30 protein-coding genes and 4 tRNA genes are annotated in these 26,096 nt (G+C 67.9%); 14 read left to right on the plus strand and 20 right to left on the minus strand.

What is annotated here, in order from left to right:
* Positions 1-30: 30 nt before the first annotated feature.
* On the minus strand, positions 31-1,308 hold the full coding sequence (locus G6N67_RS31940; protein WP_051579194.1) for an MFS transporter: 1,278 nt from the start codon (positions 1,306-1,308) through the stop codon (positions 31-33).
* Between the two features lie 123 nt (positions 1,309-1,431).
* On the opposite strand from G6N67_RS31940, the gene G6N67_RS31945 reads away from it, so the two are divergent.
* The 3 genes from G6N67_RS31945 to G6N67_RS31955 all read left to right on the plus strand — a co-directional run bounded on the left by G6N67_RS31945 (position 1,432) and on the right by G6N67_RS31955 (position 3,240).
* Positions 1,432-1,824, plus strand: coding sequence for a winged helix-turn-helix transcriptional regulator (locus tag G6N67_RS31945; protein WP_081812796.1), 393 nt, complete (start codon positions 1,432-1,434; stop codon positions 1,822-1,824).
* On the plus strand, positions 1,824-2,306 hold the full coding sequence (locus G6N67_RS31950; RefSeq protein ID WP_165572188.1) for a GNAT family N-acetyltransferase: 483 nt from the start codon (positions 1,824-1,826) through the stop codon (positions 2,304-2,306). The genes G6N67_RS31945 and G6N67_RS31950 overlap by 1 nt, the downstream gene beginning before the upstream one ends.
* A gap of 148 nt (positions 2,307-2,454) precedes the next feature.
* Entirely contained in the window at positions 2,455-3,240 is a 786-nt protein-coding gene (locus tag G6N67_RS31955; protein WP_036440242.1) for a bestrophin-like domain, read from the plus strand.
* Positions 3,241-3,246: 6 nt separating this feature from the next.
* Here the strand turns inward: G6N67_RS31955 and G6N67_RS31960 are convergent, their stop codons facing one another.
* Positions 3,247-3,849 carry a hypothetical protein gene (locus G6N67_RS31960; RefSeq protein ID WP_036440239.1) on the minus strand — a complete coding sequence of 201 codons (603 nt, stop codon included), beginning with the start codon at positions 3,847-3,849 and terminating at the stop codon, positions 3,247-3,249.
* Between the two features lie 175 nt (positions 3,850-4,024).
* Between G6N67_RS31960 and G6N67_RS31965 the strand changes: the two genes are divergently transcribed.
* Entirely contained in the window at positions 4,025-4,252 is a 228-nt protein-coding gene (locus G6N67_RS31965; RefSeq protein ID WP_036440235.1) for a hypothetical protein, read from the plus strand.
* Positions 4,253-4,288: 36 nt separating this feature from the next.
* Here the strand turns inward: G6N67_RS31965 and G6N67_RS31970 are convergent.
* The 6 genes from G6N67_RS31970 to G6N67_RS31995 all read right to left on the minus strand — a co-directional run bounded on the left by G6N67_RS31970 (position 4,289) and on the right by G6N67_RS31995 (position 6,592).
* A tRNA-Ile gene (locus G6N67_RS31970) sits at positions 4,289-4,362 on the minus strand.
* Between the two features lie 33 nt (positions 4,363-4,395).
* Positions 4,396-4,471, minus strand: a tRNA-Arg gene (locus G6N67_RS31975).
* A gap of 58 nt (positions 4,472-4,529) precedes the next feature.
* Positions 4,530-4,601, minus strand: a tRNA-Asn gene (locus G6N67_RS31980).
* A gap of 44 nt (positions 4,602-4,645) precedes the next feature.
* Entirely contained in the window at positions 4,646-5,125 is a 480-nt protein-coding gene (locus tag G6N67_RS31985; protein WP_036440232.1) for an HNH endonuclease, read from the minus strand.
* 51 nt (positions 5,126-5,176) lie between these two features.
* Positions 5,177-5,252: transfer RNA gene (locus G6N67_RS31990), tRNA-Lys, on the minus strand.
* 413 nt (positions 5,253-5,665) lie between these two features.
* The gene (locus G6N67_RS31995) at positions 5,666-6,592 is read right to left on the minus strand and encodes an extracellular catalytic domain type 1 short-chain-length polyhydroxyalkanoate depolymerase (protein WP_051579193.1); all 927 of its coding nucleotides are present in this window, start codon (positions 6,590-6,592) and stop codon (positions 5,666-5,668) included.
* A gap of 127 nt (positions 6,593-6,719) precedes the next feature.
* Between G6N67_RS31995 and G6N67_RS32000 the strand changes: the two genes are divergently transcribed.
* Entirely contained in the window at positions 6,720-7,097 is a 378-nt protein-coding gene (locus G6N67_RS32000; protein WP_036440230.1) for an Hsp15 family ribosome-associated heat shock protein, read from the plus strand.
* A gap of 18 nt (positions 7,098-7,115) precedes the next feature.
* On the opposite strand, the gene G6N67_RS32005 is transcribed toward G6N67_RS32000, so the two are convergent.
* From G6N67_RS32005 to G6N67_RS32015, 3 genes are all read right to left on the minus strand, one after another.
* Complete coding sequence (locus tag G6N67_RS32005) at positions 7,116-8,693, minus strand: threonine/serine exporter family protein (protein WP_036440227.1); 1,578 nt, start codon at positions 8,691-8,693, stop codon at positions 7,116-7,118.
* Between the two features lie 79 nt (positions 8,694-8,772).
* Entirely contained in the window at positions 8,773-9,297 is a 525-nt protein-coding gene (locus G6N67_RS32010) for a putative immunity protein (protein ID WP_036440224.1), read from the minus strand.
* A 9-nt stretch (positions 9,298-9,306) separates the two neighbouring features.
* Positions 9,307-9,951, minus strand: coding sequence for a dihydrofolate reductase family protein (locus tag G6N67_RS32015; protein ID WP_036440222.1), 645 nt, complete (start codon positions 9,949-9,951; stop codon positions 9,307-9,309).
* Between the two features lie 154 nt (positions 9,952-10,105).
* Between G6N67_RS32015 and G6N67_RS32020 the strand changes: the two genes are divergently transcribed.
* Positions 10,106-11,620 carry a PLL family lectin gene (locus G6N67_RS32020; protein ID WP_036440219.1) on the plus strand — a complete coding sequence of 505 codons (1,515 nt, stop codon included), beginning with the start codon at positions 10,106-10,108 and terminating at the stop codon, positions 11,618-11,620.
* Between the two features lie 30 nt (positions 11,621-11,650).
* Here the strand turns inward: G6N67_RS32020 and G6N67_RS32025 are convergent, their stop codons facing one another.
* From G6N67_RS32025 to G6N67_RS32035, 3 genes are all read right to left on the minus strand, one after another.
* Positions 11,651-13,468 carry a fatty acyl-AMP ligase gene (locus G6N67_RS32025; protein WP_036440216.1) on the minus strand — a complete coding sequence of 606 codons (1,818 nt, stop codon included), beginning with the start codon at positions 13,466-13,468 and terminating at the stop codon, positions 11,651-11,653.
* A gap of 169 nt (positions 13,469-13,637) precedes the next feature.
* Positions 13,638-14,075, minus strand: coding sequence for an SRPBCC family protein (locus tag G6N67_RS32030; RefSeq protein ID WP_036440213.1), 438 nt, complete (start codon positions 14,073-14,075; stop codon positions 13,638-13,640).
* Positions 14,072-14,404 carry an ArsR/SmtB family transcription factor gene (locus tag G6N67_RS32035; RefSeq protein ID WP_036440210.1) on the minus strand — a complete coding sequence of 111 codons (333 nt, stop codon included), beginning with the start codon at positions 14,402-14,404 and terminating at the stop codon, positions 14,072-14,074. The genes G6N67_RS32030 and G6N67_RS32035 overlap by 4 nt, the downstream gene beginning before the upstream one ends.
* A gap of 99 nt (positions 14,405-14,503) precedes the next feature.
* On the opposite strand from G6N67_RS32035, the gene G6N67_RS32040 reads away from it, so the two are divergent.
* The 5 genes from G6N67_RS32040 to G6N67_RS32060 all read left to right on the plus strand — a co-directional run bounded on the left by G6N67_RS32040 (position 14,504) and on the right by G6N67_RS32060 (position 19,326).
* Positions 14,504-15,271, plus strand: a complete 768-nt coding sequence (locus tag G6N67_RS32040; protein ID WP_036440818.1) for a DUF899 domain-containing protein — start codon at positions 14,504-14,506, stop codon at positions 15,269-15,271.
* A 135-nt stretch (positions 15,272-15,406) separates the two neighbouring features.
* A complete protein-coding gene (locus G6N67_RS32045; RefSeq protein WP_036440816.1) occupies positions 15,407-16,690 on the plus strand; it encodes a GTP cyclohydrolase II in 1,284 nt (427 codons plus the stop codon).
* Entirely contained in the window at positions 16,687-17,910 is a 1,224-nt protein-coding gene (locus tag G6N67_RS32050; RefSeq protein WP_036440207.1) for a URC4/urg3 family protein, read from the plus strand. Before G6N67_RS32045 ends, G6N67_RS32050 begins: the two co-directional genes overlap by 4 nt.
* A gap of 11 nt (positions 17,911-17,921) precedes the next feature.
* Positions 17,922-18,563 (plus strand): uracil phosphoribosyltransferase, encoded by a 642-nt coding sequence (upp, locus tag G6N67_RS32055; protein WP_036440204.1) that lies wholly within the window; start codon positions 17,922-17,924, stop codon positions 18,561-18,563.
* Between the two features lie 34 nt (positions 18,564-18,597).
* A complete protein-coding gene (locus G6N67_RS32060; protein WP_036440200.1) occupies positions 18,598-19,326 on the plus strand; it encodes a CPBP family intramembrane glutamic endopeptidase in 729 nt (242 codons plus the stop codon).
* Between the two features lie 5 nt (positions 19,327-19,331).
* Here G6N67_RS32060 and G6N67_RS32065 read toward each other — a convergent pair whose 3' ends face one another.
* The 3 genes from G6N67_RS32065 to ripD form a co-directional block, all read right to left on the minus strand.
* The gene (locus tag G6N67_RS32065) at positions 19,332-20,114 is read right to left on the minus strand and encodes a hypothetical protein (protein WP_036440814.1); all 783 of its coding nucleotides are present in this window, start codon (positions 20,112-20,114) and stop codon (positions 19,332-19,334) included.
* Between the two features lie 57 nt (positions 20,115-20,171).
* A complete protein-coding gene (locus G6N67_RS32070) occupies positions 20,172-21,230 on the minus strand; it encodes a M48 family metallopeptidase (RefSeq protein ID WP_036440197.1) in 1,059 nt (352 codons plus the stop codon).
* Between the two features lie 69 nt (positions 21,231-21,299).
* Positions 21,300-21,923, minus strand: coding sequence for an NlpC/P60 family peptidoglycan-binding protein RipD (gene ripD, locus G6N67_RS32075; protein WP_163642376.1), 624 nt, complete (start codon positions 21,921-21,923; stop codon positions 21,300-21,302).
* Positions 21,924-22,166: 243 nt separating this feature from the next.
* Here ripD and tenA point away from each other — a divergent pair, with 243 nt between their 5' ends.
* Complete coding sequence (gene tenA / locus G6N67_RS32080; RefSeq protein WP_036440194.1) at positions 22,167-22,850, plus strand: thiaminase II; 684 nt, start codon at positions 22,167-22,169, stop codon at positions 22,848-22,850.
* Positions 22,851-22,925: 75 nt separating this feature from the next.
* On the opposite strand, the gene tpx is transcribed toward tenA, so the two are convergent.
* Positions 22,926-23,420, minus strand: coding sequence for a thiol peroxidase (tpx, locus tag G6N67_RS32085; protein WP_036440192.1), 495 nt, complete (start codon positions 23,418-23,420; stop codon positions 22,926-22,928).
* Between the two features lie 66 nt (positions 23,421-23,486).
* On the minus strand, positions 23,487-24,449 hold the full coding sequence (locus G6N67_RS32090) for an enolase C-terminal domain-like protein (RefSeq protein ID WP_036440189.1): 963 nt from the start codon (positions 24,447-24,449) through the stop codon (positions 23,487-23,489).
* Between the two features lie 100 nt (positions 24,450-24,549).
* Here G6N67_RS32090 and G6N67_RS32095 point away from each other — a divergent pair, with 100 nt between their 5' ends.
* Together G6N67_RS32095 and G6N67_RS32100 are read left to right on the plus strand one after the other, a co-directional pair.
* Entirely contained in the window at positions 24,550-24,798 is a 249-nt protein-coding gene (locus G6N67_RS32095) for a hypothetical protein (protein WP_036440186.1), read from the plus strand.
* A gap of 48 nt (positions 24,799-24,846) precedes the next feature.
* Positions 24,847-25,512 carry an MOSC domain-containing protein gene (locus G6N67_RS32100; protein ID WP_036440183.1) on the plus strand — a complete coding sequence of 222 codons (666 nt, stop codon included), beginning with the start codon at positions 24,847-24,849 and terminating at the stop codon, positions 25,510-25,512.
* Positions 25,513-25,518: 6 nt separating this feature from the next.
* Here G6N67_RS32100 and G6N67_RS32105 read toward each other — a convergent pair whose 3' ends face one another.
* Positions 25,519-26,049, minus strand: a complete 531-nt coding sequence (locus G6N67_RS32105) for a cupin domain-containing protein (RefSeq protein WP_036440180.1) — start codon at positions 26,047-26,049, stop codon at positions 25,519-25,521.
* Positions 26,050-26,096: the final 47 nt, after the last annotated feature.

Here is a 26,096-nt window from a genome sequence, read left to right on the forward strand (position 1 = left end):
CAGGCAGACACGCGCGTCAGCGTCCGCGCTTCATCGACGCGTACGGGTCGGCAATGCGGCGACCGCCAACGTGGCCACGCCGGAGATCGTGAGCGCCCGCACGAATCCGCCGGCTCCGGCGAAGCCGGCGATCACGTCGAAAACCGCGATGCCGAGGCCGCTGCCGACGGCGAACGCGATCTCCTGGAGTGCACCCGCATGCGAAAGCAACGCTGTGGGCGTCGCGTTGAACAACGCCACGACGGCAAGCGTGCCGACGATGCCGAAGCCGAACCCGACGAGCGCAAGACCGGGCGCATAGCCGCCGCCCTGGGCAATCCACAACAACCCGGCCGACTGGAGCGTGAGTGCCAATGCCACCACGACCGGCCGTGACATCACCCGGACCAGCAGCGGCCCGCAGATGCCACCGACCGCCGTCGCCGCGGCCTGCGGGATCAACACCAGTCCCGCCTGAGTGGGGCTCCAGCCCAACGCATCCTGAACGTGGATGCTGATCAGATAGACAGACGCCGCAGCGGTCGCCGACGACACGAGGACTTGCGCGAACGAGCCCGCGAAGCCACGCTCGCGAAACAGCTCGACCGCGATGAACGGCGCACTCAGGCGACGTTGTCGCCGGACGAAAGCGGCGAACACCGCGATGGCGACGGCGGCGATCGTCACACCGACGACCGGGTTCGCGACCACATGCTGTACGCCGAAGACGATGCCGCCGAGGGCGACTGCCGAGGCCAGCACACTGGGGACGTCCCAACTGACCACCGCTTGCGACCGCGTGTCCGGAACCAGCCAGATCGTCAGGAGGATCCCCGAGGCCGCGATCGGGACGCACGCGAGAAACACCGATCGCCAACCGAAGTGATCGGTGAGTGCTCCGCCGAGTATCGGCCCGACGGCGTTGGCGGCACCGAACGTCGCGACCCACAGCCCGTTGGCCACCGTGCGCGCGTGACCGCGATAGAGCGCCGCGATCGTGGAGACCACGTTGGCCACCACGAGGGCACCGGCCACGCCGAGCAGCACCCTCGCGCCGATGAGCACCCCTGGTCCAGGGGCCATCCCGGCGACGGCGTTCATGACCGTGAAACCCGTCATCCCGGTGAGCAGCAACGCTTTTCGACCGAACCGATCCCCCAGCCTGGCCGCCATCACGATGCTCGCCGCCATGGCGAGCGGGTACACGTCGACGATCCACGCCCGGTGCGTCGGCCGAGCGCCGAGGTCCGCCACGATGCTGGGAAGCGCCGTGTTGACCATGCTCACGGCCAAGCTGCCGGTGAGGATGCCGACGAGCAGGGGCACCATGGCCACACCGGGGCGTCGCTCCTCCTGGTCGCGCAGATCCTGGCAGCTCGATATCACATTTACGATGGTTGGCCATATGGAGCGCTCAAGCAAGTACTGACCAATCAGTGAGATACTCACCAAATGGGTAGCAATGGAGCTCAGCCCGGTTCGAGGCACAGAACCGCAAAGGTGGTGGAGGCGTGGTCGCGGCCGTGCGCGGCAGAGATTGCCGTCGCGGTACTCGGGGGCGCGTGGAAACCGACGATCTTGCAGAAACTCGATCGCCACGGGGTTGTCCGCTTCGGCGAGCTGACGCGGATGCTCGGTGACCCGACGCCTCGGGTACTGACCAAACAACTCCGCGAACTCGAACAAGATGGACTGGTGCGCCGGACCGTCTACGCCGAAGTCCCGCCCCGCGTCGAGTACTCGCTCACCGACATCGGGCGATCGGCCCAGGATCTTCTCGGCGCGATGACCACGTGGGGTGCGGAATACTCACGGTGGCATCGGAATCGGGCGGAGAGCCGATGATGACCGACTGCAGCCGGATCCGCAAAGCCGTCGTCGACGATGCTGTGCCGATCACCCGCATCGTGACCGACGCCTACACGCCGTACGTCGACCGGATCGGCCGCAGTCCCGCACCGATGGGCGTCGACTACCACGCACTCGTGACACAGACCGATCACGTACGTGTCTTGGCGGACGTCGACGGCGTGGCGGGCGTGATCGTGCTGGTGCCCGAGGCCGACCATTTGCTGATCGAGAATGTCGCAGTGGCCCCGCGAGCACAGGGCCGCGGATACGGACGCAGCCTGCTCCGGTATGCCGAGCAGCAAGCCCGATTGGCCGGATACGGCGAGGCACGGCTCTACACCAACGTTGCGATGGTCGAAAACCTGGCCCTCTATTCGCGTTTGGGCTATGTCGAGGTCGACCGGCGCCACGAGGACGGTTTCGACCGCGTCTATCTCGCGAAGAGCGTCCCGGCACCAGAGCCCGGCAACGAGTAGGTGGCCCGCGCCCGAGAATTGACGCACGCGCTATCTGGCAGCGCCGCGGCTGTCCGGCACCGCTATTTGCCGTACCGCCCAGAACGCCTGGGATATTCCGGGCAATCCGGCGCCATGACGGTGAAGATGTTGGCATCCTTCTTCACTTATGGGCGACTTTGGCGTGATCGGCGCGTGGCTCCTGCTGGCCATCGTCTTGGTGGGCGGGGTGGCGCTCGCGGTGGGCAGCGTTCTGCTGGCCGGCCGCCTGATCGCCCGCGATGCGCGCCCCGAGCACAATTCGATACTGTCGCCGTTTCTCACCGTGGTCGGCCTCGTCTACGGTGCGCTGCTGGGATTCACGGTCGTCGTCGGATGGCAGCAATTTCTGTCGGCCGAGACCAATGTGTCCAATGAGGCCGCGACGTTGTCGACGTTGTATCGGCAGACCGTCGCCATGCCGCAGCCCGAGCAGGCGCAGGTGCGCGAACAGCTTCGGATCTATGCGAATGCGCTGCAGGGGCCCGAGTGGGGCAAGCAGGAGTTCGGCGGCATCAGTAACCACGGGCGCGCGGCCCTCACGCAGCTGTACCGCATCGTCGGCGCGAAGAAACCCGAAGCCGAGGCGAGCCCGATCGATCAGCAGTTCCTCAGCCAGCTCTCGGTCCTCGCATCGGACCGCAGCGCGCGCATCCTCAACGCCAAACCGCGAATACCCACGCTGTTGTGGTGTGCGTTGATCTTCGGCGGGTTCGTGTTGATCATGATCACGAGCTTCATGCGGCTTGCGAACAGCCGCGCTCACATGATCCTGGTGAGTGCCGTCACCGTCCTGCTTGCCTTGTTGCTGTTCCTGATCTTTGCGCTGGATCACCCATACGGGCCGAACGGCGTCACCCCGCGGCCCATCTCCCACGCCGTCGAGGTGTTCGATCTCGTCGACGCAGGAAACTAGCCGGGGCTACGGCGTCGGTGCGCCCGGCGCCGGTGGTGCCGCGGGAGCAGCCCCGTTGATCGGCTGGAATTCGTATCCGGGTGGCGGCGGTCCGTTCAACGGGTAGTAACCGGGCGGCAGCGCCGGCCCGGCGGGCGCCGACCCGGGCTCGGGCGCGGTGACGGGAGTTTCGGATCCCGGCGCGTTCATCGACACATACCCGGGCGGCAGCGGAGGCGGCGGACCGGCGCCTGGCGGCGGCGCGGCCAGAGCGCCGTCGGTCGGGCCTTGCAGTTCGTACGGGTTCTGGGCCTGATGCCACAGATCCCTGAGGGTTCCGAGCGGACCCGAGCCGTACTTTCCCGAGCCGTAGACCGGATTGGCGATCTCAGGCACGGTCGGCGCTCCGATCGGTGGCGGCGCAGGGGCCGCCTGGGCGTCGGCCGGGAGCACAACGGGTTGGCCGGGCGGCGCGGCTGCCGGATCAGTTGGTGCGGGCGGCGGGTTTGGAACCGGATCCGCATGGGCGGTGCCTGCTGCTGCACTCAGGAGACCGCCGACGACGGCGAACCCCGCAATCGCATACTTCGCCGAACGGACGGATGGCGCGGTGCGGTGCCCTTCGGTCATGGATCCGGAGGTTCCTCTCTGTAACGCCTACTCGAAACGTACTGGGCATCGTCGCACAGATGGGCCGATGCCACCATGCAGGTTCAGGATCCAGGCGGTGCCTCGGTGCCGACAGCTTTGTTTAGCTAAGCTTCAAGTGTCCGATTGCAGTCCCCAGACACCGAGGTGGGCATTCATGATCTTGACCAAGGCGGCGTTGACGGCCGTCGCGGCCGCGGCCGCGATCTCCGGAGCAGCCATCGGCCTGGGCGCGGGCGCGGCGAATGCCGACCCGGAACCGCCACCGTGGGCGCCCAAGAAACCGGCCGAGTCGTGGCAGGGCCACCCGATGGTGTGGGCGCAGTTGCCGGCCGGTGGGCACTGGGGCGTGTGGGTCAACGGAGACTTCCTGCCGTTCACCTGAGCCGCCGGCCCTCGCAGGATGACGTCGGGCAGTGTGTGCGCCGAGCGGGGCTCGAACCCGCGACCGTCACGTTATAAGCGTGCCGCACTGACCAACCGTGCTACCGGCGCCTGACCTGTCATCGGGCAACAGGATCGGGTGTGTGGCGCCCTCGGCAGGGCTCGAACCTGCAACCTCCGGCCTCGGAAACCGGTGCACTATCCGTTGTGCAACAAGGGCTTTGGTGCGCGCGAAGGGACGTGATCCCCAAACCGCTTCGCGCGCATGACATCTGCGGCTCCCCGGGCAGGACTCGAACCTGCAGTCACGGATCAACAATCCGCCGGTTTGCCGATTAACCGACCGGGGAAGGGGCCGTGGCCGCGGCGAGCAGGCGCGCTACTCGCCGCGGCGTCAACCTGGTGTGCACCGGAACCGGTCCCGCTGTTTGGGTTCGAAAGGCTCACGGCTCATCACCATCCCGGCTTCCTGCGGAGTGCGGTCACCCTTCTTGCCGTTGCAGGGCTGACACGCCGCCACCAGGTTGAACCATCCGTCCCCACCGCCGCGGCAGCGCGGCAGCACGTGGTCGACGGTGTCGGCGCGCGCACCGCAGTACACGCAGACGAACCCGTCACGCCGTAGCACCCCCTCACGGGTGGCCCGATCGTTCGGCCGGTACGGGATGTGTGCGTATTCGCGCAGCGCAACCGATATAGGTAGTTCGATGACCAGCGACGGGCCGTGCACGTGCACAGCGGGAGTGTGCAGATCGATGACATACACGACATCCCGCAGGATCAGCCGGACCGCCTCCTGCCAGGGGATCCGGGACAGCACACGGTAGTCGGCGTTGTAGACCTCGACGGTCAGGTTCGGAACAAGAGCTGTCATGGCCGCATGCCTCCTTTCGGTGTCGGATGTGTGGCGCGGAAAGTTGCCCGCTGGTGGGTCGCCCGGGACTCGAACCCGGAATTCATGGGTAAAAGCCAAGAGTGATGCGCGATTTCACCAACGACCCAAGCGTTGCCCAAGCCGCTGTGCCGCATTCGATGTTGCTACGGCGAACGGCGATTTGCAAACAGCAAACTTACGACGAAAGTTGGTGTCTCACAGCTCAATTGGGCGCAGAGAACTGGGGATACGTCAGCCGACGTTCCCAGCAGGGCAAACAACGATATTGAGAGATATATGAGATTTCCCGTGCACCCGACGCTTCTCGACCAGGCCTGCGCCCTGCGTGCGGGTTTCCGCGCACGACAAAGCGGCCGTGGATGCGCCCCGCATCCCGGCCCGCCGATAGTGAATGCGCGTCATGGTCACGGGACGACGGTAGCACCCCGGCCCCAGGTGTCCACGGATTATTCGGGAGCGGTGCTCAAAGCCTGTGAAAGGCACCGTTTCTCGCGGGTCAGCAGGCTGCGCCGCCGACGGCTACCGCGCGTGAGAATTGAAGAACCGCCATGACGCGTCGGAAGCGTCGAAGGCGCGTGAGGTCGAGCCGGCCTCAAGGAGCACCGTGGGAGCCCCGGGCCAGGTGTGGCCGCCGCCGTCGATCCGCATGAAGACGACCTCGGTTCCCGCTGCGCAACTGGCCGACACCAGTCGATGCGTCTGAGTTCCGTCGCCGGCATCGGCCAGCACATCCTCGGCCGGGCCTGCGGGGCAACCGTCGACCTGCCGCCAGCGGTCGGCCATCGCCGGGGCCGAAACGATGTCGCTGACGCCGCCACGACCCGTCATCGGGCCACCGTCGAAGGGCACGACCGGATCCGCGGTGCCGTGTACCGCCAGCACCGAAACCGGCCGCGACGGATTGCACGCGACGTTGGTCCCGAGGGTTCCGGCCACCGGCGCGGCCGCGGCGAACAGGTCGGCACGTTCGCATGCCAGCCGGTTCGCCATGAACGCTCCCGCCGACAGTCCGGTGACGAAGACACGTCCCGGATCGACGTTGTATTCGGCGACCAACCTGCTGACCAGTTCGGACAGGAAGCCGACGTCGTTGACGCCCTGCCGATCCGGTATGGAGGCACCGCGGCCGTCGGCCCAGCTGAAGTCGATGCCGTCGGGATAGGCCACGACGAATCCGTGCGCGTCGGCGACCGCGTCATAGTGGGTCAGGTTGGCCTGGTCCCGGCCCGTCGCGCCGGCCGCGTGCAGGTTGATGACGAGGCCCGATGGATGTTCGACCCCCGCGGGCGCGTGCACGCTGTACGTGCGCGCCAGCCCACCGAAGTCGATCTGCGCGGTCGGATAGGGACTCGCCGCCGCGGGCACCGAGACTCCCGCCGCAACGCAGTCCAGGACACCCAACACCGCTGCTGACGCCCGCTGACGAAGTCTCACTGCGCAGAACATCCCGGGGATGCTAAGGAGTGCGAACCAACCGAGGGCGAACAAGGAGTGTCCACGAGGGGTTACGTTACGGCGGTCGCGCGCGGCTCGGGCCGCTTTCCCGAGCTGACCGATGGTCCACTATGGAGGGATGGAGTCGACGCGTGTGGACCGCTGGTTGTGGGCGGTCCGGCTGACGAAGACCCGGCCCGACGCCGCCGCGGCATGCCGGGGCGGCCACGTCCACGTCAACGACCGGCCTGCCAAGCCTGCGACGACGGTCGCCCCCGGTGACAAGATTCGCGCCCGCGTGGGCGACACCACGCGGATCGTCGAGGTGGTCCGGGTGATCCAGAAACGTGTCGGTGCCTCCGATGCGGTGACGTGCTACCTGGATCGAACGCCCGCGCCGCCGCCGACACCGTACGTTCCGGTGGCGGTTCGGGATCGCGGGGCCGGGCGGCCGACCAAACGGGAACGTCGCGTGCTGGACAAGTGGCGCGCGGAACAGCGGTCGGCGGGGTTCTGAGAACACCGCCGATCAGGCTCACTGCGGCTCGCCGCCGCCTTCGAATCCGGGCAGGTCGATCGCGGCGGGCTCCTCGTCGGTCGGTGCGGGCTCGAGCGGAACACTCTGCGAGCGCTGACCGTTGACCGCGGCCGACTGGGCCGTCGGCTGCAGGTGCACCACTCGGCCGACGGCGCGACGCAGCCCGGGTGGGCCTTCGATCCGGAAGAAGTCGCCGAGCCGGCCCGCGCGGTACCGCAGCGGAGAGCCGAGCAACTCCCCCATCACGACTCCGCTGCCGAGGGCGAGTGCGGTCGCCGCGGCCGACAGCAACTGCGCCAGACCTTCGCCGAAGCTCTCGTCGACCGCGAACGCGAACACCGCCCAGAACACCGCGAGGCCCGGGAGCATCGGCATGATGCCGGCCGTCGCCGTCACCAACGCCGGGGACTGCCGCCTGATCGAGATCAACGTGGCGAGGAAGCCGACCACGATCGCCGCGATGCCCGTCGCGACCCACTGTCCGAATCCCGCCGTGCCGAGGCCGATCAACATCAATTCGGCGACGCCGGACGCAATACCCGCCGTGATCACCGACCGCAGTGGCGCGTAGGACGCGACGGTCAGGCACAGCCCGGCCAGCGCGGCCCCGGCCACCGCGAGGAAAATCGGCAGCGGCCCGCTCGGCGTGACGAACGTGCCGGCGGTGTCGACGTGCAGTTCGAGCCTGATGCCCGCCATCGCGGCGATCTGCAGGGCACCGACGATTCCGACGACGATCCCCGCGGTGAGGAATACCGCTTCACCAATGCGGGCAACCGCGGTCAGCATGTAGCCGGTCAGCGCATCCTGCACGGCACCGACGATGGTCAGGCCGGAGAGCAGCACCACGATCCCGGTGGCGACGAGCGCACTGAGTCCTTGACCGGTGTACTCGTAGGCCGCCACCGCGACCAATGTCGCGATGGCGGCTCCGACGGCGTGCTGAAAGAAGAACGGTGTCCCTATCCGGTTCAGCAACCGGCCGACGCGATCGATGGTTCCTGCGGTGACGGCAGCCAGCAGGCACGTCAACCAGTTGCCACCGAGCAGCATCGCGATGCCGAGGGCGAAGCCTGTCCACCCGGCAGTGGCCAACCATCGGGGGTAGGGATGCGGCTGCTCGGTCAGTTCGTCCATCGCGCCGTGCGCCTCGTCGACCGGGTAGCCGCCGGTGGTGATCCGCTGCACAAGCCGGTCGAGTTGGGCCAGCCTGGTGTAGTCGGTCGAACGCGCCCGGACCGATCGCATGATGGTGACCGGTGGGCTGTCCGTCGTCGGCAGTGCCGACACGATGATCGTGGCGACCGTGATGTCGACGACACAGTCGGTGAGCTGGTACGCCTGCGCGACGTCCTGCGCCGTTGCGACGACGTCCGCGGTACCCGAACCCGACGACAACATCACCTCGGCGAGCCGGATGGTGAGATCGAGAACCTTGCGGGTGTGCACGTCACCCATGCCCGCCGAGGTGCGGCTGCGCCGACCCGCGACCGGCGCGGGGTCACGCCGACCACGCAACGCTATCCGCAGCCCTCCGCGGAAACGGGCTCTGCCACTGAACCGGTCGTGTGCCATCTATCTGCAGGGTACTTGCGCTCGTGCAGCGACTCGACCAGCCCCTCGAAAACCCTGGTGCGACAGTTCAACTCCCCGTTCACCGAAGCGATACGTCCAACTCGCGCATCAGTTCGCCGACGCGCCCGCCACCTTGCGGTGCTGCCGGGTAGCGCCGGAGCACGTCGACCACTGTGGAGTTTGCCAGCTCGTGTGCCCGCGCGATGTGGCCGCTGCCGACGGCGGGATCGTCGCCAGCGCAGATCTCGAATGCCCGTGCGGCATGAGCGGCAGCGCCGAGAATGTGGTTGACCTGCGTGGCTTTCGCCAACGGGTGCAGGTACGCCGCGCCCGCCGCGGCGACGGCCGCACGGGCCGCCTCACTCGCCGCGAATTGTCCAGCGTCGCGGGCGTCCTGCGCCGCGCGGTGGGCAGCCCACGCGCGGTCGCGGATCTCCTTGGACCGCCTGGCACCGTCGGCGAACGCTCGCGCGGCGTCGATCGCGGCTCGCGCTCGTGCGTCGTCAGGCGTGTCGCGTTCGAAGATCGCCAAAGCCGGCCTGGCGCAGGCGACGGCATAGTCTGCGACGGCACGCAGTTCAGGCATGCTGAGGTCGATCGCCATCTGCTCGTTTCAGCGCCGCCAGAAGAAGTGATGAACCACCCCGCTGGGGCTCGGGATCTGCTCCAGATGGAACCGGTCGATGAATTCCTCGGGGCCTTCCCACAACCGTTCCCCGCGTCCCAGTTCCACGGGCGCGACGGCGACGTGCATGGTGTCGATCAGGTCGGCGTCGAGGAACTGGCGCACCGTTGCGACACCACCGCCGATGCGCACATCCTTGCCGTCGGCCGCGTCGAACGCGCGTTCCAGCGCTTCCTGAGGCGACGCGTCGAGGAAGTGAAATGTTGTGTCCGCCAGGGTGAATGATGGTCTGACGTGGTGGGTGAGCACGAACACGGGCGTACGGAACGGCGGTTCGTCGCCCCACCAGCCCTGCCAGTCATAGTTCTCCCACGGGCCGCGTTGAGGACCGAACTTGTTGCGCCCCATGATCTCAGCGCCGATGTTGTTGGCGTAATCGCGAGTGATGTAGTCGTCGAGCCCGTATGTTCCGCCCGGGTCGGTCCGATTCACCCAGTGCGCGGTGGCACCCGCCCAGGACAGGAAATCCGCGGGATCGGCGTGTCCGAACGGCCGTTCGGCGCTCTGCCCCTCGCCCGCGCCGTAACCGTCGCGGGAGATGCTGAAGTTCTGGACGCGCACCAGCTGTGACATGACATCCTCTCGGTTGCAGATGCAATCAATTGAAATGTACCTGCGAACCGGACTGCGGCCGCCGGGGATTCGAGTAGGACGCTACGCATGCCCCGTGCCCGATGCACTCCTACATTTGCTGCATACTCCCACGGTCGGGGCTCACGGAGGCGATATGGAATTCATCGAGCTGGCGGTGCGCATCCATCTCGACCATTTCGACGCGCCCCGCGGAGCGGACCCGGACGCCTGGTTCGTCATAGCGAAGGCCGATGGGACCGCGTGCGCCCCTTCCCCACAGCCCACCGCCACCGTCGCGGTCCACGCCGCCGTGACGGCGCGGCCCGGTTACGCGAAGCCCTCGGTAGGCATCTTCGCCACAACCCTTCGAGGCCCCACCGGGCCGGTGCTGGCCCACACGCGGTTCGCGACTCTAGTGTTCGCGGTCGCCGCCTTGGATCACGGGGCGAACGCGCGACGAGACATCGACGTTGTGCGTAGCCGCGTGATCGCGGAGTCCAAGCGCCGGCTGGGCAACGAGCTGCGTGACATTGCCCAGGAGGTGCTCGGCGGCAGCATCCCGAGCCTCGCCGAGGTGCGTAAACGACTCGATTCGCAGTTCGACGCCGACGAGTTCACCAGTGTCGTCGACGAGGTGGGCAGGGGCCTGGTCAGTCGCAACGTCGACACCGTGCTGACGTTTCCGGATCTGCTCGCGCACGCGATCGACGGCGTGCCCATCGACGTTCCGCTGCGCCGGGTCGACGGGAAAGTCCGCTCCCGCCTCACCGGCGTTGTCGAGCGCACCGACATTCGCGAACCACCGACCATCGGGCTGGCGTGCCTCGGCGACGGCCGGCTCCGGATCTACGGCCGCAGCGCGGGCAAGCGCGCGTTCACGCATGAACGATCGGCCACCGGGGTGTGGGGATCGGCGTCCGCACTCGGCGACACCGCGCTGTCGTCGGGAGTCACCGTGGCCACCGGCACGGACGGGGCCCGCACGTATGCCGTGGCCCGCGGCCTCGATCGCACGATCCGGATCAAGCTTCCGGACTCCGGTGACAGCTGGGACCGGTTGCCCGGGGGGAAATTCGCGACCGGTGCGGGCGTCGCGTGCTCGGCCGACGGAAGCCGGGTCTACGTGGCGGCGACCGCCAAGGACGGAAACGTCCACGCCACCATCGGCTTTGACGGCGGGGCCCGATGGACGGACTGGATGCCGACCGGCGTACGCAGCATCGCCTCCCCCGCGCTGGCATGCTCGGCCGACGGTGCGACGTTGTTCCTGGCCACGCTCGGCGAGGACCGCAGGCTCTACGAGAGCGTTGTCGACACCCGGCAGTCCGATCTCAGGCCGACCGCAGGCACCCGCATCGGCAGCCTGAGGTTCAGGTCGGCGCCGGGCTGTGCCTGCTCGGGCGACGGCGCCCGTCGCTGGATCGGCGCTGTCGGTGACGACGGCCAACTCCGGGTCGGTGGCCCCGGCCGCGCCGGGTGGAGCGAACTGGGGGAAGTCATTTCGGCGCCGGCGCTTGCCTGTTCGACGGACGGCAAGCGGCTGCACGTCGCGGCCATCGACAAGGCTCTGCGGCTACGGCACCGTAGTTCGACGGACGGCGGTGCAGGGTGGCCCAAGCCTCATGGGGTGAGCTGGGAAGTGTTGCGGGAGAACGCAGCCTGGTTCTGACGACGGCAGCGGCGGTGCGGCTGGCACCGGTCAGTGCACACCCAACGTGCCCGCCAGGTACTGGCCGCGGCAGGCCAGACGCGCCAACTTGCCACTGGTGGTACGCGGGATGCCGCCTGCGGGCAGGAAGCGCACGTCCGCCACCTCGATGCCGTGTTGGCGGTGCACTGCGTCGCGGATCGCCACGATGGCCTCTCGTGGATCGCTACGCGCGGTGCCTGACGCACGTTCGGAGATGATCACCAGTCGCTGCGCGGCTTCCGTGTCGACCGGCGGCACGGTGAACACTGCGACATAGCCCTTGCGGACCAACGGTGCCGCGTCTGCGACGGTGGCCTCGATGTCCTGTGGGTAGTGGTTGCGGCCGTCGATCGTGATCAGGTCAGCGGTACGCCCGGTGACATAGAGTTCGCCGTCGAGGTAGAAGCCCAGATCGCCGGTGCGAAGCCACGGGCCGTCGATCTCGGAGCCCGCGGCGTGGCTGCCCGAGTCTCGGATCGACCGCAGCCTGGCACCGAACGTCACCCGGGTCTCGTCTGGCATGCCCCAGTAACCACGGCCGACATTGCCGCCCTGTAGCCAGATCTCACCGACACGCCCGTCCGGCTGTTCGTGGCCCGCGTCGACGATGACCGCCCGCAGGCTGCGCGCAATCTGGCCGCACGCCACCTGGGCGACGCCACCGGGGGCGTCCGCGTCGACGGGCACGGCCTGCCCGGCCGCCAACTGTTCGCGGTCGAAGTACGCCACGGTGGCAGCGGCCGAAGGCGCGATGGTTGCGACGAAGAGCGTGGCCTCGGCGATCCCGTACGAGGGTTTGAAAGCGGTCGACGGCAAGCCGAAGGGCGCGAACACCTTGTTAAAGGTGTTGATCGCATCGATGCTCACCGGTTCGGACCCGATGATCATCACGACGTTGCTCAGATCGATGCCGGAATCCGCGGCAGGCACGCCGCGCTGGGCGGCCCACTCGTATGCGAAGTTCGGCGCCGCGGTGACGACGCGGCCCTCCCGAGAGCCGGCCGACAGGGCCTGGATCCAGCGTTGCGGCCTGCGGATGAACGCCGTCGGCGACAGCAGCGTGGAATGACCGCCGTACACCGCTGGAAACCCGATCATCGACAGCCCCATGTCGTGATACAGCGGCAGCCAGCTGACGCCGTGGGTGTTGCGATCGAGCAGGTCGATGGACAGGATCATCTGGATCAGGTTGGTGCCGACGGCCTTGTGGGTGATCTCGACGCCCACCGGCGGCCGTGTCGAGCCCGATGTGTACTGCAGATGCGAGACGTCGTCGACGTCGAGCTCGACCGGGACGAACTCGGCTCCCACCGCGTCGGGAATCTGGTCGATCACGACGATCTCCGGCAGCTCGAACCCGATCAGCGTGGCCAGGAACTCGCGAACCAGCTCGACGGCGGCCGATGTGGTCAACACGACGGACGGCCGGGCGTCGCGCAACGCGGTCTCAAGACGCTCGGCGTGGCCCGGCAGTTCGGGCGCGAACAGCGGCACCGCGATGTCACCCGCCTTTATCGCGCCGAAGAACCCCACGATGTAGTCGAGGCCCTGCGGTGCCAGCACGGCCACCCGGTCACCGCGCGACGTCAGCTGCTGCAACCGCGCCGCGACGGCCCGCAACCGGACCCCGAGCTGCGTCCACGTCAGTTCGAGGGCCTGACCATCGGCGGCGTGGGTGTAATCGAGGTAGCGGTATGCCACCGTGTCCCCGACGTTGGCGATGTTGCGGTCGATCAGCGATATCAGGGTGGCACCGGGCGGCAGCTCGATCTCGCCTGCGGCGTTGAGGCACTCCTCGATCTGGATCAAACCGGTCCTGCCCACCATGCGGTCAGTCTAGGCGGGATCCACGGCAGCACGGCTGCGACGTTGTTCACTCGCCGCGAACCCTGAACATGTCAGCCGGGCGGTCAAATCTGTTTCGGCACTGTGTGATTGGCATCTCATCGACAGTCCGGCCACAAGGTGTCGCTCCGGAAAGCTTTGCGGGCACCCGTCATCGACAGGCGAGCACCGTCGCGAGTTGCTCGGCGGTGAGAATCCACCCGTTGTGGAAGTTGTCGAACTCTTCCGGCGGCAACAGGGAATGCTCGATGGACATCAACGTGTCGTCGTCACCGGAGGGCTCGAAGGTCACGGTCACCACACTGGACACCGTCGGGTCGGCCCAGTCCGAGTTGCTCCAGCTGAAGCGCAGGAGGCGTGGGCGTTCCACGGCCAGGAACTGCCCGGTGATCAGCACACTGGATCCCTCGTGGTCGACGTCGAGGCGCATGCGGCCCCCGACGTGCGGTTCGACCGTGACCGAAACGCAGTGTGTCGGCCTCGGGCACATCCATTCGAGCAACGACTCCGGATCCAGCCATTCGTCGAACACGATCTCCGGCGCGGCGGGCATGACCCGCTGCACCCGCACGGTCGCCGACGCGGTCACGACACGCCCCGCTTGCGGCGGAGTCGCGCTTCCAATGCATCGGTGCGCGTCGTCCAGAAATCGGTCTGCTCGTTCATCCACCGCTGGGCCGGCGTCAGGCCGTCCGGCCGCAGTGACAGCCAGTGTTCGCGGCCGCGCTTCTCGCGTTGCACCAGCCCTGCCGATTCCAGCACCCCGATGTGCCGGGACACCCCGGCGAAGGTCATCGGTAGCGGTGCGGCCAGATCTGTGATGCGCGCATCCCCCTGCCGAAGGGTCTCCAGCAGCCACCGGCGGGTCGGGTCGGCGAGCGCCGCGTACGCCCGGTCCAACACCTGATCTTCAACCACATTGTTGACTATAGCGGCATCGCGTGGTGCACTGAACAAAGATATTCAACAAAATAGTTGAATATTTGGCGTATTGCGATGAATCCCGAAGGAGCGCAGATGAACACCCCTCCGATCGTCTCGGCACAGGAATGGGAGGCTGCCTACCAGGCGATGCTGGTCAAGGAGAAGGAGATGACCCGGGCGCGCGACGCCCTCGCGGCGATGCGGCGCCGGATGCCGTGGACACCGGTGCGCTCGGACTACGCCTTCGACGGCCCGGCAGGCAGGACAAACCTGCTCGACCTCTTCGACGGGCGCAGACAGCTGATCGTCTACCGCGCGTTTGTCGAACCGGGTGTGCACGGCTGGCCCGACCACGGCTGCGTCGGATGCTCGTTGATGGCCGACCACATCGGCAATCTGGCGCATCTCAACGCGCGCGACACCACGCTGGTCTATGTGTCCCGCGCGGCCCAGGCCGACCTCCAACGCATCAAGGCCCGGATGGGTTGGGAGATCCCGTGGTACACGATCCTCGACACGTTCGACACCGACTTCGGCGTACAGGACTGGCACGGCACCAACGCGTTCATCCGCACGCCAGAAGACGAGGTGTTCCGCACGTACTTCATCAACAATCGCGGCGACGAGGCGTTCGTCAACACCTGGAGCTTCCTCGACATGACGGCGCTCGGACGCCAGGAGACATGGGAGGACTCCCCTGAGGGATACCCGCAGACCCCGCCGTACGAATGGTGGGACTGGCACGACGAATACGGCAATCACGCGCCCTCGCGGTGGTTCGGTGACCCCGATCCCGATGATCCACACGATCCGCGCCCGCAACGCGATCCCGACGGCTGCAGTGCATGTGACACCCGCTGAGCGCCGAACTCCCAGCACAGCGCCGGTCACCTGAGGCATTGAGAAGCAGGTGCCGTGTCGCCGCTGCGCGGCGGGCCGATTCAGGGTTGACTGGAAGCGGTCGTCCGGTCGCGGGCGCTGAAAGGAGCGGTGGTCATGGTCGCCGAATCGGATCCTGCTCCGCCAGTGGCCGTGTCCCACGGCCCCTCCCGGCACATCCGGCTGACGTCGCACAGCGGGGCCGTCGGAACGCCGGTGATCCGGTGGGGTGCCGCCACGGCCGCCGAACGCGGGCCGGTCATCGGCACCACCATCACGCGCGCCCACCGCAACGTGATCGGCACCCACAGCGGCTCATACAGCGTCTACCGGGCATTGGCCGTCGCAGCAGGCGCGTTGTCGAGAGACCACCGCGCCGATCTGACCAACACCGCGCCCACCGACGTGATCGGCCCCTACGAGCAATGGAGCCGGCCCGGCGCGATCGTGAGTCTCGATCCGTGGGGCGCGATGGTGGCCGAGGCGTTCGCCACCGAACTGGCGGGCGGCTACGACATCCGGCCCACCATCGCGGTCACCAAGGCGCACGTGATCCTGCCGGAGATCGCGGAGGCCATCGTGAAGGGCCGCCTGCACCCGGACGGCCGGATCCTGCTGCCCAGTGGCGCTGCACTGGTCACCAAGGCCGCCGTCGAGCCGGTGTGGTATCTGCCCGGAGTCGCGGCCCGCTTCGGCTGCAGCGAAACCGAGTTGCGCCGCGTACTTTTCGAGGAAACCGGCGGAATGTACCCGGAATTGGTGACGCGCGGTGACCTCGAAGTGTTCCTGCCACCGATCGGCGGACAGACGGTCTACATCTTCGGCGCCCCGCGCGACTTGGCCGATCCCACAGTCGAATTGACCGCCCGCGTGCACGACGAATGCAATGGTTCCGACGTCTTCGGCTCCGACATCTGCACCTGTCGGCCGTATCTCACCCACGCGATCGAGGAGTGCATTCTGGGCGCGCAACGCGGCGGGGTCGGGGTGGTCGCCTACTCGCGCAAGGAGGGCCGCGCGCTCGGCGAGGTGACCAAGTTCCTGGTCTACAACGCCCGCAAGCGCCAAGACGGCGGCGACACCGCCGAACAGTACTTCGCACGCACGGAATGCGTTGCGGGAGTGCAGGACATGCGATTCCAGGAACTCATGCCCGATGTGCTGCACTGGCTGGGGATACGCAAGATCCACCGCCTGGTGTCGATGAGCAACATGAAGTACGACGCGATCACCGGCGCGGGCATCGAAGTCGGCGAGCGCGTGAACATCCCCGATGAACTCATCCCGCCGGATGCCCGCGTGGAGATCGACGCCAAGATGGCGGCCGGGTACTTCACTCCCGGCCCGGTACCCGACGCCGACGAGTTGAGGATCGCCAAGGGCCGCGGGCTCGCGCAGTGACCGTCACCGACAGCGATACCGCGGCAGCGGTCGAAACCTTGCGCACCACCGGGGCGATCCGCCGGCGTGCGGCGTACCTGCTGGGGCGGGCGCGCGCCGGCGACTCTCCCTGGTTCGAGCTGGACCCGGATGCGATGGAGCGGGCCGCGGCGGAAGTCGCGGCCGTCACCCGCACGCGCTACCCCGACCTCGACATCCCGTACCACAGCCGCTGGCGCCATTTCGAAGTCGGCGGTGTCCCACGCAAGGCCCAGTTCGACGACTGGTTCGACGATGACGCCGCCCGGGCCCGGGCCATGGTCGACCTGACGGTGGTCAGCGTGTTGTTGGATGCCGGGGCGGGACCGGACTGGCGCTACCGCGAGCCCGGTACGTCCCACAGCTACACCCGCTCCGAGGGGCTCGCGGTGGCGAGCTGGCATGCCTTCTGCGCCGGCGTGTTCTCCAGCGACCCGGAAAGCCCGCGTCAGGTCGACGCAGACGGGCTGCGCGGCCTCGACACCCCGACGTTGGCCCGGGCGTTCCAGGCCGGGCCGGACAACGCCCTGATCGGCCTCGACGGCCGGGTCCGGTTGCTGCACCGGCTCGGCGACGCACTCGGCGCGCAGCCGGTGTTCTTCGGGACCGACGGGCGCCCCGGCGGCCTGTTCGACGCGTTGTCGGGAACCCGGACGATCGCCGCACATGACATCCTGACCCAGCTGCTGACCTCGCTGTCGGCGATCTGGCTTGCGGGCAACTCGATCGACGGCCATCCCCTGGGCGACTGCTGGCGCCACCCGGCCGTCCCCGGCGCGGGGGCGTCACAGGGCTGGATGCCGTTTCACAAACTGTCCCAGTGGTTGACCTACTCGCTGCTCGAGCCGTTCGAGTGGGCAGGCATGACCGTGACCGGCCTCGATGCGCTCACCGGCCTGCCGGAGTACCGCAACGGTGGGCTGTTGCTCGACACGGGCGTGCTGCGGTTACGTGAGCCCGCACATGCGGCCCGAACCTGGGCTGTCGGAGACGAATTGGTGGTCGAATGGCGTGCGCTGACCGTCGCGTTGCTCGACGAACTCGCACCGCTGGTCCGTAAGCGTCTCGGCGCGGACGCCGCGGTCCTGCCGCTCGCGTGCGTGCTCGAAGGCGGCACCTGGGCGGCGGGCCGCCGCCTGGCGCAACAGCTCCGCGACGGACGGCCACCGCTGTCGATCCGCAGCGACGGCACGGTGTTCTGAAGAGAGGCAGCATGGGTCACAGCCATCCCGCGGTTCATCTGGTCGACCATCCGCTGGTGCAGCACAAACTCACCGTGATGCGCCAGAAGGAGGTGTCCACCAAGGGTTTTCGCCAGTTGCTCAACGAGATTTCGATGCTGATGACCTACGAGGTGCTGCGCGACATCCCCATGCACGAGATCCCGATCGAGACACCGTTCGAATCCACCACGGGCATGGTGGTCGACGGCAAGAAGCTGGTCTTCGTCTCGATCCTGCGCGCCGGCAGCGGCATCCTGGACGGCATGCTGAGCGTGGTGCCCAATGCCCGGGTCGGCCACATCGGCTTGTATCGCGACCCGAAAACCCTTGTCGCCGTCGAGTATTACTTCAAGATTCCCGGTGACCTGCACGAGCGTGACGTCGTGGTGGTCGATCCGATGCTGGCGACGGGAAACTCGGCCGTGGCCGCAGTAGACCGGCTCAAGGAATATCACCCGCGTTCCGTCAAGTTCGTGTGCCTGCTCACGTGCCCCGAAGGCGTAGCGGCCATGACGTCGGCGCACCCGGACGTTCCGATCTACACCGCGGCACTGGACCGTGAGCTCAACGCGGACGGCTACATAGTCCCGGGGCTCGGCGACGCGGGCGATCGCATCTTCGGGACCAAATAACCGGCGTCCCCGCCGTTCGGTTAGCGTCGCCGCCATGGAAACCGATCCGGGCACCGCCGACGCGGTACCGAAACCGCGGGCCCATCGCTGGGGCCTCGGCGCATTCGTCATCGTCGAGTTGGCGTATCTCGGGGTGTCGGCATCACTCGGGATCGCCGTGGCGCGCAACGGCCCGGCACCCGCGTGGATGCTCGCCCTTGCGGTGGCCGTACCCACGGTGACCGCTGCCGCGCTCGCCGTGGTGATCGCGAGAATTCGCGGAAACGGCGCGCGAGCCGACTTTCGGCTGCGCTGGTCATGGCGCGCGGTCGGACTCGGTCTCGCGTTCGGCACCGGCGGGCTGTTCGTCACCATGCCCGCCGCGGTGCTCTATCAGTCGATCGTCGGCCAGGACGCGAATTCAGCCGTCGGCGAGGTGTTCAGCGGAGTGCACGCCACGTGGCCTGCCGCGCTGCTGGTCTTCGTCATCGTCGTGTTCCTCGCTCCGATCTGCGAGGAGATCGTCTACCGCGGTCTGCTGTGGGGCGCGCTCGAACAACGTTGGGGCCGCTGGATCGCGCTGTCGGTGTCCACCGTGGTGTTCGCGCTGGCGCACCTCGAACCGGCCCGAGCCCCGCTGCTGCTCATCGTGGCGATCCCCATCGCGCTGGCCCGGCTGTTCTCCGAGAGTCTGGTGGCCAGCACGGTGGCCCACCAGGTCACCAATCTGCTGCCCGGAGTGGTGATCCTGCTCGGCCTGATGGGGATGATGCCTGCGGGCTGACGCCCTCAGCGCTTGCGATCACGCACCTTGTACGTCGACGGCCACGACATCCGGGTCTCGTCTCCGAGCAGCGGGGTGCCCGCACCGCCGACGCGCACATCGTAGGCCTCCTGCCCGGCGCCGACCTCACGGTTGGCATGTTCTTGGGCCAGGTAGTAGAGCTGGTCGATCTCTGCCTCGGCGAACGCGACGAACGTTGTCTTGCGGACGATGTCGTTCATCCCCGCGGTCATGCGGTCGGGCAGCACCCGCGAGGCGAGCGCCGCCAGGCCCAGCAGGACGAACGGGATGACCCAGTAGCAGACGAACGACAGCGGGGTCTTGGTGTCCAGGATGGTCGCGTCGCCCTGCACGATCGGCGGGATCGCCGAGGAGATGGTCATCCCGGCGAACGCCCCGACCCAGATCCACGTCAGGATCGTGACAATCCGCTTGAACAGGTCGCTTTCGACCACGCCCGGGGGCTGACCCGCGGCCGCGAACTCGCGCACGAACGGCTTGCCGATCACCACCCCGACGAGCGCGACCAGGAAGATCCCGGCGTTGCTCAACGGCTGCATCCACCGTTCCATGACGTCCTGGTCGAGTACGAAGGTCAGGATCGTCAGCACGACAAACGTTGCCAGTGCACCGATCTCGAGCGTCCGCCCCGCGCTGCCGCTGATCCGGCTGATGACGAACGTGGCGATGGCCGTCGCGAGCGCGACCAGGACAGCGGTGAGAAACGGCACGTTGCCGACCAGAACCCAGTAGATGATCCACGGCGCAAGACCAAACAGAATGCCCACGGCCACCAAGTCTAGGGGCTTACCGTTGCGTCGACGGCAAGTACGTCGGACGCCCCGTTACTCGTCGTCGGAGCGGGTGTTGCGGCGCCACTCGGCGATCTTGCGGCCCATCGAGTCGGCCGCGCTGGTCGCGGCCTGACCGACCCCGTCCACGATGCCGCCGAGGCCGTCGCGGATCCCTCGGATCAGCGGGTCGTCGGACTGGTCGAAGCCGTCCTTGTAGTGCCGGGCCGCGGCACTGACGTCGTCGTTCCACCGGGCCGCATCGTCGTCGGACCGGCGCGGGTAGTCACCGGCCATGATGGCGCCGTAGCCGCCGGTGTCGACCCATTTCGTCAACGCAGCGGCCCGCAGCACCGAGAACGGATGGGTGCGCAACTCGAGATTGAGCAACTTGAGCAGCCCGTCGCGCATGTCGCCCGCCGATTCGTAATCGCGCGCCTGGGCCAGGAACGCCTGCGAATCGAGCTTGTCGAGCCGGCCGCCTCCCGCCAGCTTCAGTTCGACACGGATGGCCATGTCGAAGTCCTGCCCACACAGCAGCCCGGCGCGATCACCCGAAAGTTCGGATTTGCGTTGCCATTCCAGCAACGCGGCGACTATCGCCCGCAGCGCCCAGCCGCCGAGCGGGATGAAACCGAACGACGCGGCCAGCCGCATCAGGTGGTTGAGCATCGTGCGGTAGACGGCGTGACCGCTCAGCGCGTGCCCGAGTTCATGGCCGATGACGAAGCGCATCTCGTCGGGTGTCATCAGGTCGTACATCGCGGAGGTGATCACGATGAACGGTTCGTCCATGCCGATGCAGTACGCGTTGACCTCCGGCGACTGGATGACGAACATCTCCGGGCGCGTCGGAGCGTCCAGCACCTGCACGCAATCGCCGAGCAGCGCGTCGAGATCGGCGAACTGGCGCGGGCCCACGCGCGCCGCACTGGCCAGGTACAGCAACCGGTGCTTACGTTCGCTCAGCATCGCCGACAGCACCTTGAGGATCTGGTCGAAACCCTTGAGCCGGCGCAGCGCGGTCAGCGCCGTCCGATCCGCGGGATGCTCCCAAGCCCGAGAACTGATGTCGGGAAACACGGTCCGCGTGGTGGCGGGTGACTGATCCATCGGTGCGCGCCCTTCGATTGTCTGCAGCTCAACCCTACTGAGCGCAACAGGGGCGCGGTGACGCCAATCTCAGGCGATGATGCGGACGAGATAGGGCGTCATACCCTCGGCGCGGACCGGCGACACCGTGACCGCAGGTTCGGTGCCCTGGATCATCTGGTTGTTGCCCAGGTACAACGCGACGCTCTGCGTGCCTTCGGGCCCGTAGAAGATCAGGTCGCCCGGCATGGCCGCCTGCGGCAGCACCTTCTGGCCCACCTTGTACTGCTCGCCCGACGACCGGGGCAGCTTCACGCCGACGCCCGCGAACGAGTAGACGATGAGGCCCGACGCGTCGAAGCCGACGACGTTGGCGGAGGGGTCGACGTAACCAGGGGTGGTCGTCGGCACGAGCGCCAGCCCCGGCGAGGCCGGGGTGGCCGGCATGGCCGGCGCGAGCAGCGGCGCGGAGGCACCGGGCACGGCCGGGCTCACCGCGGGGGGCGGGGCCGTGCGGACCACGCCGCGGGTGGGGCCCGCCGAATCGCCACCGCCGTACTTGAACGGCACGCCGCGCTGCGACAGCGCGCGGGCGATGACCTGCTCGATGAACTTCTGGTTGCCCGCGGGTCGTTGGTACGGGTCGGCACTGGCGATCCCGGGCGTTGCCACGAGCAGCGCAAGGCTGATGACAAGGGCGTATGTGCTTCTCATCCCCACTTCAACTCTCCGACTTCAGCGCCGGACGTCGGGTTGACCGCCGGTCGACATCTGCCACCGGAACTATTTGTACCGACAGATCGCCGAAATTCCCAATTTCTTTGCCGCGCAACGCTAATGAGATGCCATACCGTGACCGAACAGTGACTTCCGGCCGGGTATCGAACCATAGCCCACCCGGCTGGGACGAAAGCGTGTGCACCCCAATCCGATTCGATCGCATGCAAGGATGGCGCCATGCACAGCGCACCCGAACAGCAGACGTGGTCGGCCCGGTTGTGGCACGACGTCGAATCCACCTTTGCGGCCATTCTGGCCCACCCGTTCGTGACCGGTCTCACCGACGGCACGCTCGATGATCAGGTGTTCGCCCACTACGTGGCCCAGGATGTGCACTATCTGCGGGATTACGCCCGCGCGTTGGCGATCGTGGGCGCCAAGGCCCCTACTCTGGCCGACACCGCGATGTTCAGTCGCCATGCCGCCGAGGTCTTCGACGTCGAACTGCAACTGCACGACGAACTGCTGCCGCAGCTCGGCCTGGATCCGGCCACCCTGGACGCGGCCCCGGTGGCCCCCACGACGCGCGCCTACACCAGCTACCTGATCGCCACCGCGTACAGCGGCAGTTTCGCCGACGGGCTCGCGGCGGTTCTGCCGTGTTACTGGATCTATGCCAAGGTCGGCGCGCAGCTGCTCGAGCACGGCTCACCTGACCGTCGCTATCAGAGCTGGATCGACAGCTACGGCGGCGAAGAGTTCGCCACGACGGTCGCAGAGGTGCTCGCGGTGACCGACCGGACCGGGCCGACGCTGACCGCGGCGGACGAGGCGGTAGCTCGGGCGCACTTCACCGTCACCGCGCGGTACGAGTGGATGTTCTTCGATGCGGCATACCGCCGCGAGCAGTGGCCGGTGTGAAAGCGAGACGGCCCCGCCTGCACTGCCGGACGGGCAGGACAGGCGGGGCCGGTCAGGGCTCGGTCGGTGGTGCGGTCAGCCCAGCGCGGCGAGCGCGGCGTCGTAGTTGGGCTCGTCGGCGACCTCGGACACCAGCTCGGTGTAGGCGACGTTGCCGTCGGCACCGATGACCACGACCGCACGCCCGAGCAGGCCGGCCATCGGACCGTCGGCGATGGTGATGCCGTAGTCCTCACCGAAACCGTCGCGGAACGCCGACGCGGTGGTCACGTTCTCGATGCCCTCGGCACCGCAGAAGCGCTTCTGCGCGAACGGCAGATCCTTGGACACGCACAGCACGGTCGCGCCGGTGGCCGCGGCCCGCTCGTTGAACGTGCGCACGCTCGTGGCGCACGTCGGGGTGTCGACGGACGGGAAGATGTTGAGCAGCACGGCCTTGTCGCGGAACTGCTCGTTGGTGACCGGGCCGAGATCGGTGCCGGTGAGCGCGAAGCTCGGCGCCGGCGATCCGACGGCGGGCAGCTCGCCCACGGTGTTGACGGGATTTCCACGCAGGGTTATCTGTGCCATGCGCACAGTCTGTCAAAACCGGGCGTCACCCGGGCAGCCCGGGGTGCACCGGCCGGATGGAACCCGTCACAGCGAGGCGGCCACGGTCCGGATTCGGTCACGCCACCACGCCACCCGGCCCGGGTCCGCAACCGCATAGCGTGCAACGAGGTCGGGTTGCGGGGCCGGCGGCATCGGCGCGACCGGCAGCCGGCCCTCGACGGGGCGCAGCGATCGCGAGTCCGCGACAACGTCTCCGACCAGCAGCTCCGTCGTCGCGAGCTCGCACGCGAACGGCAGCTCCGGCAGCGCGCCCGCGAGTGCCAGTCCGGCCGCGGCCCCGATGGTCGTTTGCGGGGCCGAGGTGACCACGCACGGCAAGCCCGAGCGCTCCGCCACGCGCAACGCGCGCCGGGCCCCGCCGAGCGGACCGCAGGACAAAACCAGGACATCGGCCGCTTCGCCGAGCGGCAACTCCCCCTCCGCGGCGGCGTCAGCCGCGACGCGAACGCCGACCCTGCGCCGCACCCCGGCAGTCTCCTCGATGGTCCGGCACGGCCGCGCGACGAACTCGAGCCCACCGGCGGCGCGGTCCAGCGCGACTGTCGCGGCGACAGCAGCGTCCGAGTGCCATCGGCCGCGCGCGTCGCAGCGGATCACCCCGCCGGGACCGAGTGCGTCACGCACGGCCTCCACCCGGGCTATGTCGGCTTCGAGCGTGTCCGCAGCGCCACCCACTTCCACCGCCGCAGTGCGGCATTTCGAGGCCGTCACGATCTCGTGCGCGCGATCGGCGTCGACAGCAGCCACGGTGACGGCAACGGGGATGCGACCGCGCACCGGATCAGGCCAGCCGACAGTGCCGGCCTCGGTGGCCGCGGTAAGCCACCGCACGAGGGTCGCGGCGTCGTCGTCGGGGGCGGGGCTGAACTCGCCCCAGCCCTGCGGCCCTTCGATGAGCATGCCCTCGTGCACCGCGCCGGAGTGCGCCCGGTCGCGGAGCGGTATCGCGAAGACCGGCGCGGTATCGAAATCGATCAGCGTCTGCACAAGGAGATCACGCTAGTTGACGCTGCCCGCGGGCCGAACCCGCCCAGAACGCGTCACCGCGGAACATACACTTGGGCACCAACCGATCCGAGGAGCAACCATGTCCCATCCGGTACGACGGGTTCTCGTCACCGTGTTATCGGCGACGGCACTGGCGGCAGCACCCATGGGCGTGGTCACCGTCGTCACTCCCGCGGTGAGTTCGGCATGCCTGCCCGGCGAAACCGGTGTGACCAACGGATGTTCACCGTTCTGCCTACCCGGGCGGCAACTGGATACCGCGACCGGCCTGTGCCTGCCCGCGCCCCCACCCGCATCGCCGAACGATGTGGTGATCCCCCCGCGCTAGTGGTCTCCCGTCCGGCCGGCGTCCCGGGAGCCAATTAGGCTGCATGCCATGCCGAACGTGCTGACGGTCAACCTTGCCCACCCGCGGCCCAACCCGGACGACGAGCGCTCGATGACCGGCATCGACAAGCGCCCGACGGACACCGCGGTCGGTGTCCGCGCACCCGGCCCGATGCACGGCGGGCTGGGCAGCGGCCTGGTCGGCGACACCATCGGCAATCAGCAGTTCCACGGCGGGGACGACCAGGCGGTGTACGCGTATGCCCGCGAGGATCTCGACGCGTGGGAGGCCGAACTCGACCGGGAGATCGCCAACGGCGTCTTCGGCGAGAACCTCACGACCGCGGGCGTCGACGTGACCAATGCGCGCATCGGGGAACGCTGGCGGATCGGTTCCGACGGCCTGGAACTCGAGGTCTCCCGGCCCCGCATCCCGTGCCGGACGTTCGCCGCGTGGCTGCAGATCAACGGCTGGATCAAGACTTTCACCACGACCGCGGTACCGGGCGCCTACCTGCGCCTGGTCACCCCCGGCACGGTGCGCGCGGGCGACGAGATCGTGGTGACCCACCGGCCCGATCACGACGTGACCGTGGGGATGGTGTTCCGCGCGCTCACCCTCGAATCGAATCTGCTGCCCGACATCCTGCGCGCCGACGCGCTGCCGGACGTTCTCAAGGAACTCGCGCAGCGCCGGGCACCGCAACCCGGGTGAGCACGTTCAGTGCGACGGGGGCGTCAGCCCGTACCGGGTGACGACGTCGTCCATCCAGTCCGGTGTGCCGTACGTCAGGCCGTACTTGCGCGCCAGCGCGTCGAACTCGGGCGTCGCGTGCAGAGCCGGGCCTGCCACGGCCGAGCTGAGCAGCTCGCTCAATTCCCGGAAGTAGTTCTCGAATCCGCCGCCGGGAGTGATGACCTCGATGATGCGGCCGGGCTCCGTGCCGGCATTCCACATCGCATGCATCTGGCCCCGGGGTTTGGTGATGTAGCCACCCGGTCCGAGCACGACTTCGTCGTCGTCCGAACGGAATCCGATTTCGCCGGCCAGCACGATGGAGTGCTCGTCCTCGCGCGAGTGCCGGTGCGCCGCCGTGATCACGCCGACCGCGAACGGATGCTCGACGATCGCGACGTGCCCACCCGTGGTCCGGCTGGTGAGCTTGAACGTCGCGCCGAAACCTGGCAACGACACCTGGTCGCCCGCACCCGGTTGGACCACCGTCACCACCGCGTCTTGCGTGTATGTCATGCCGGCACTCCTGTCACTGCCGTCGTGTTGTCTCCCGCAAGCCAGTG

This window comes from Mycolicibacterium mageritense (assembly GCF_010727475.1).
Taxonomy (GTDB): domain Bacteria; phylum Actinomycetota; class Actinomycetes; order Mycobacteriales; family Mycobacteriaceae; genus Mycobacterium; species Mycobacterium mageritense.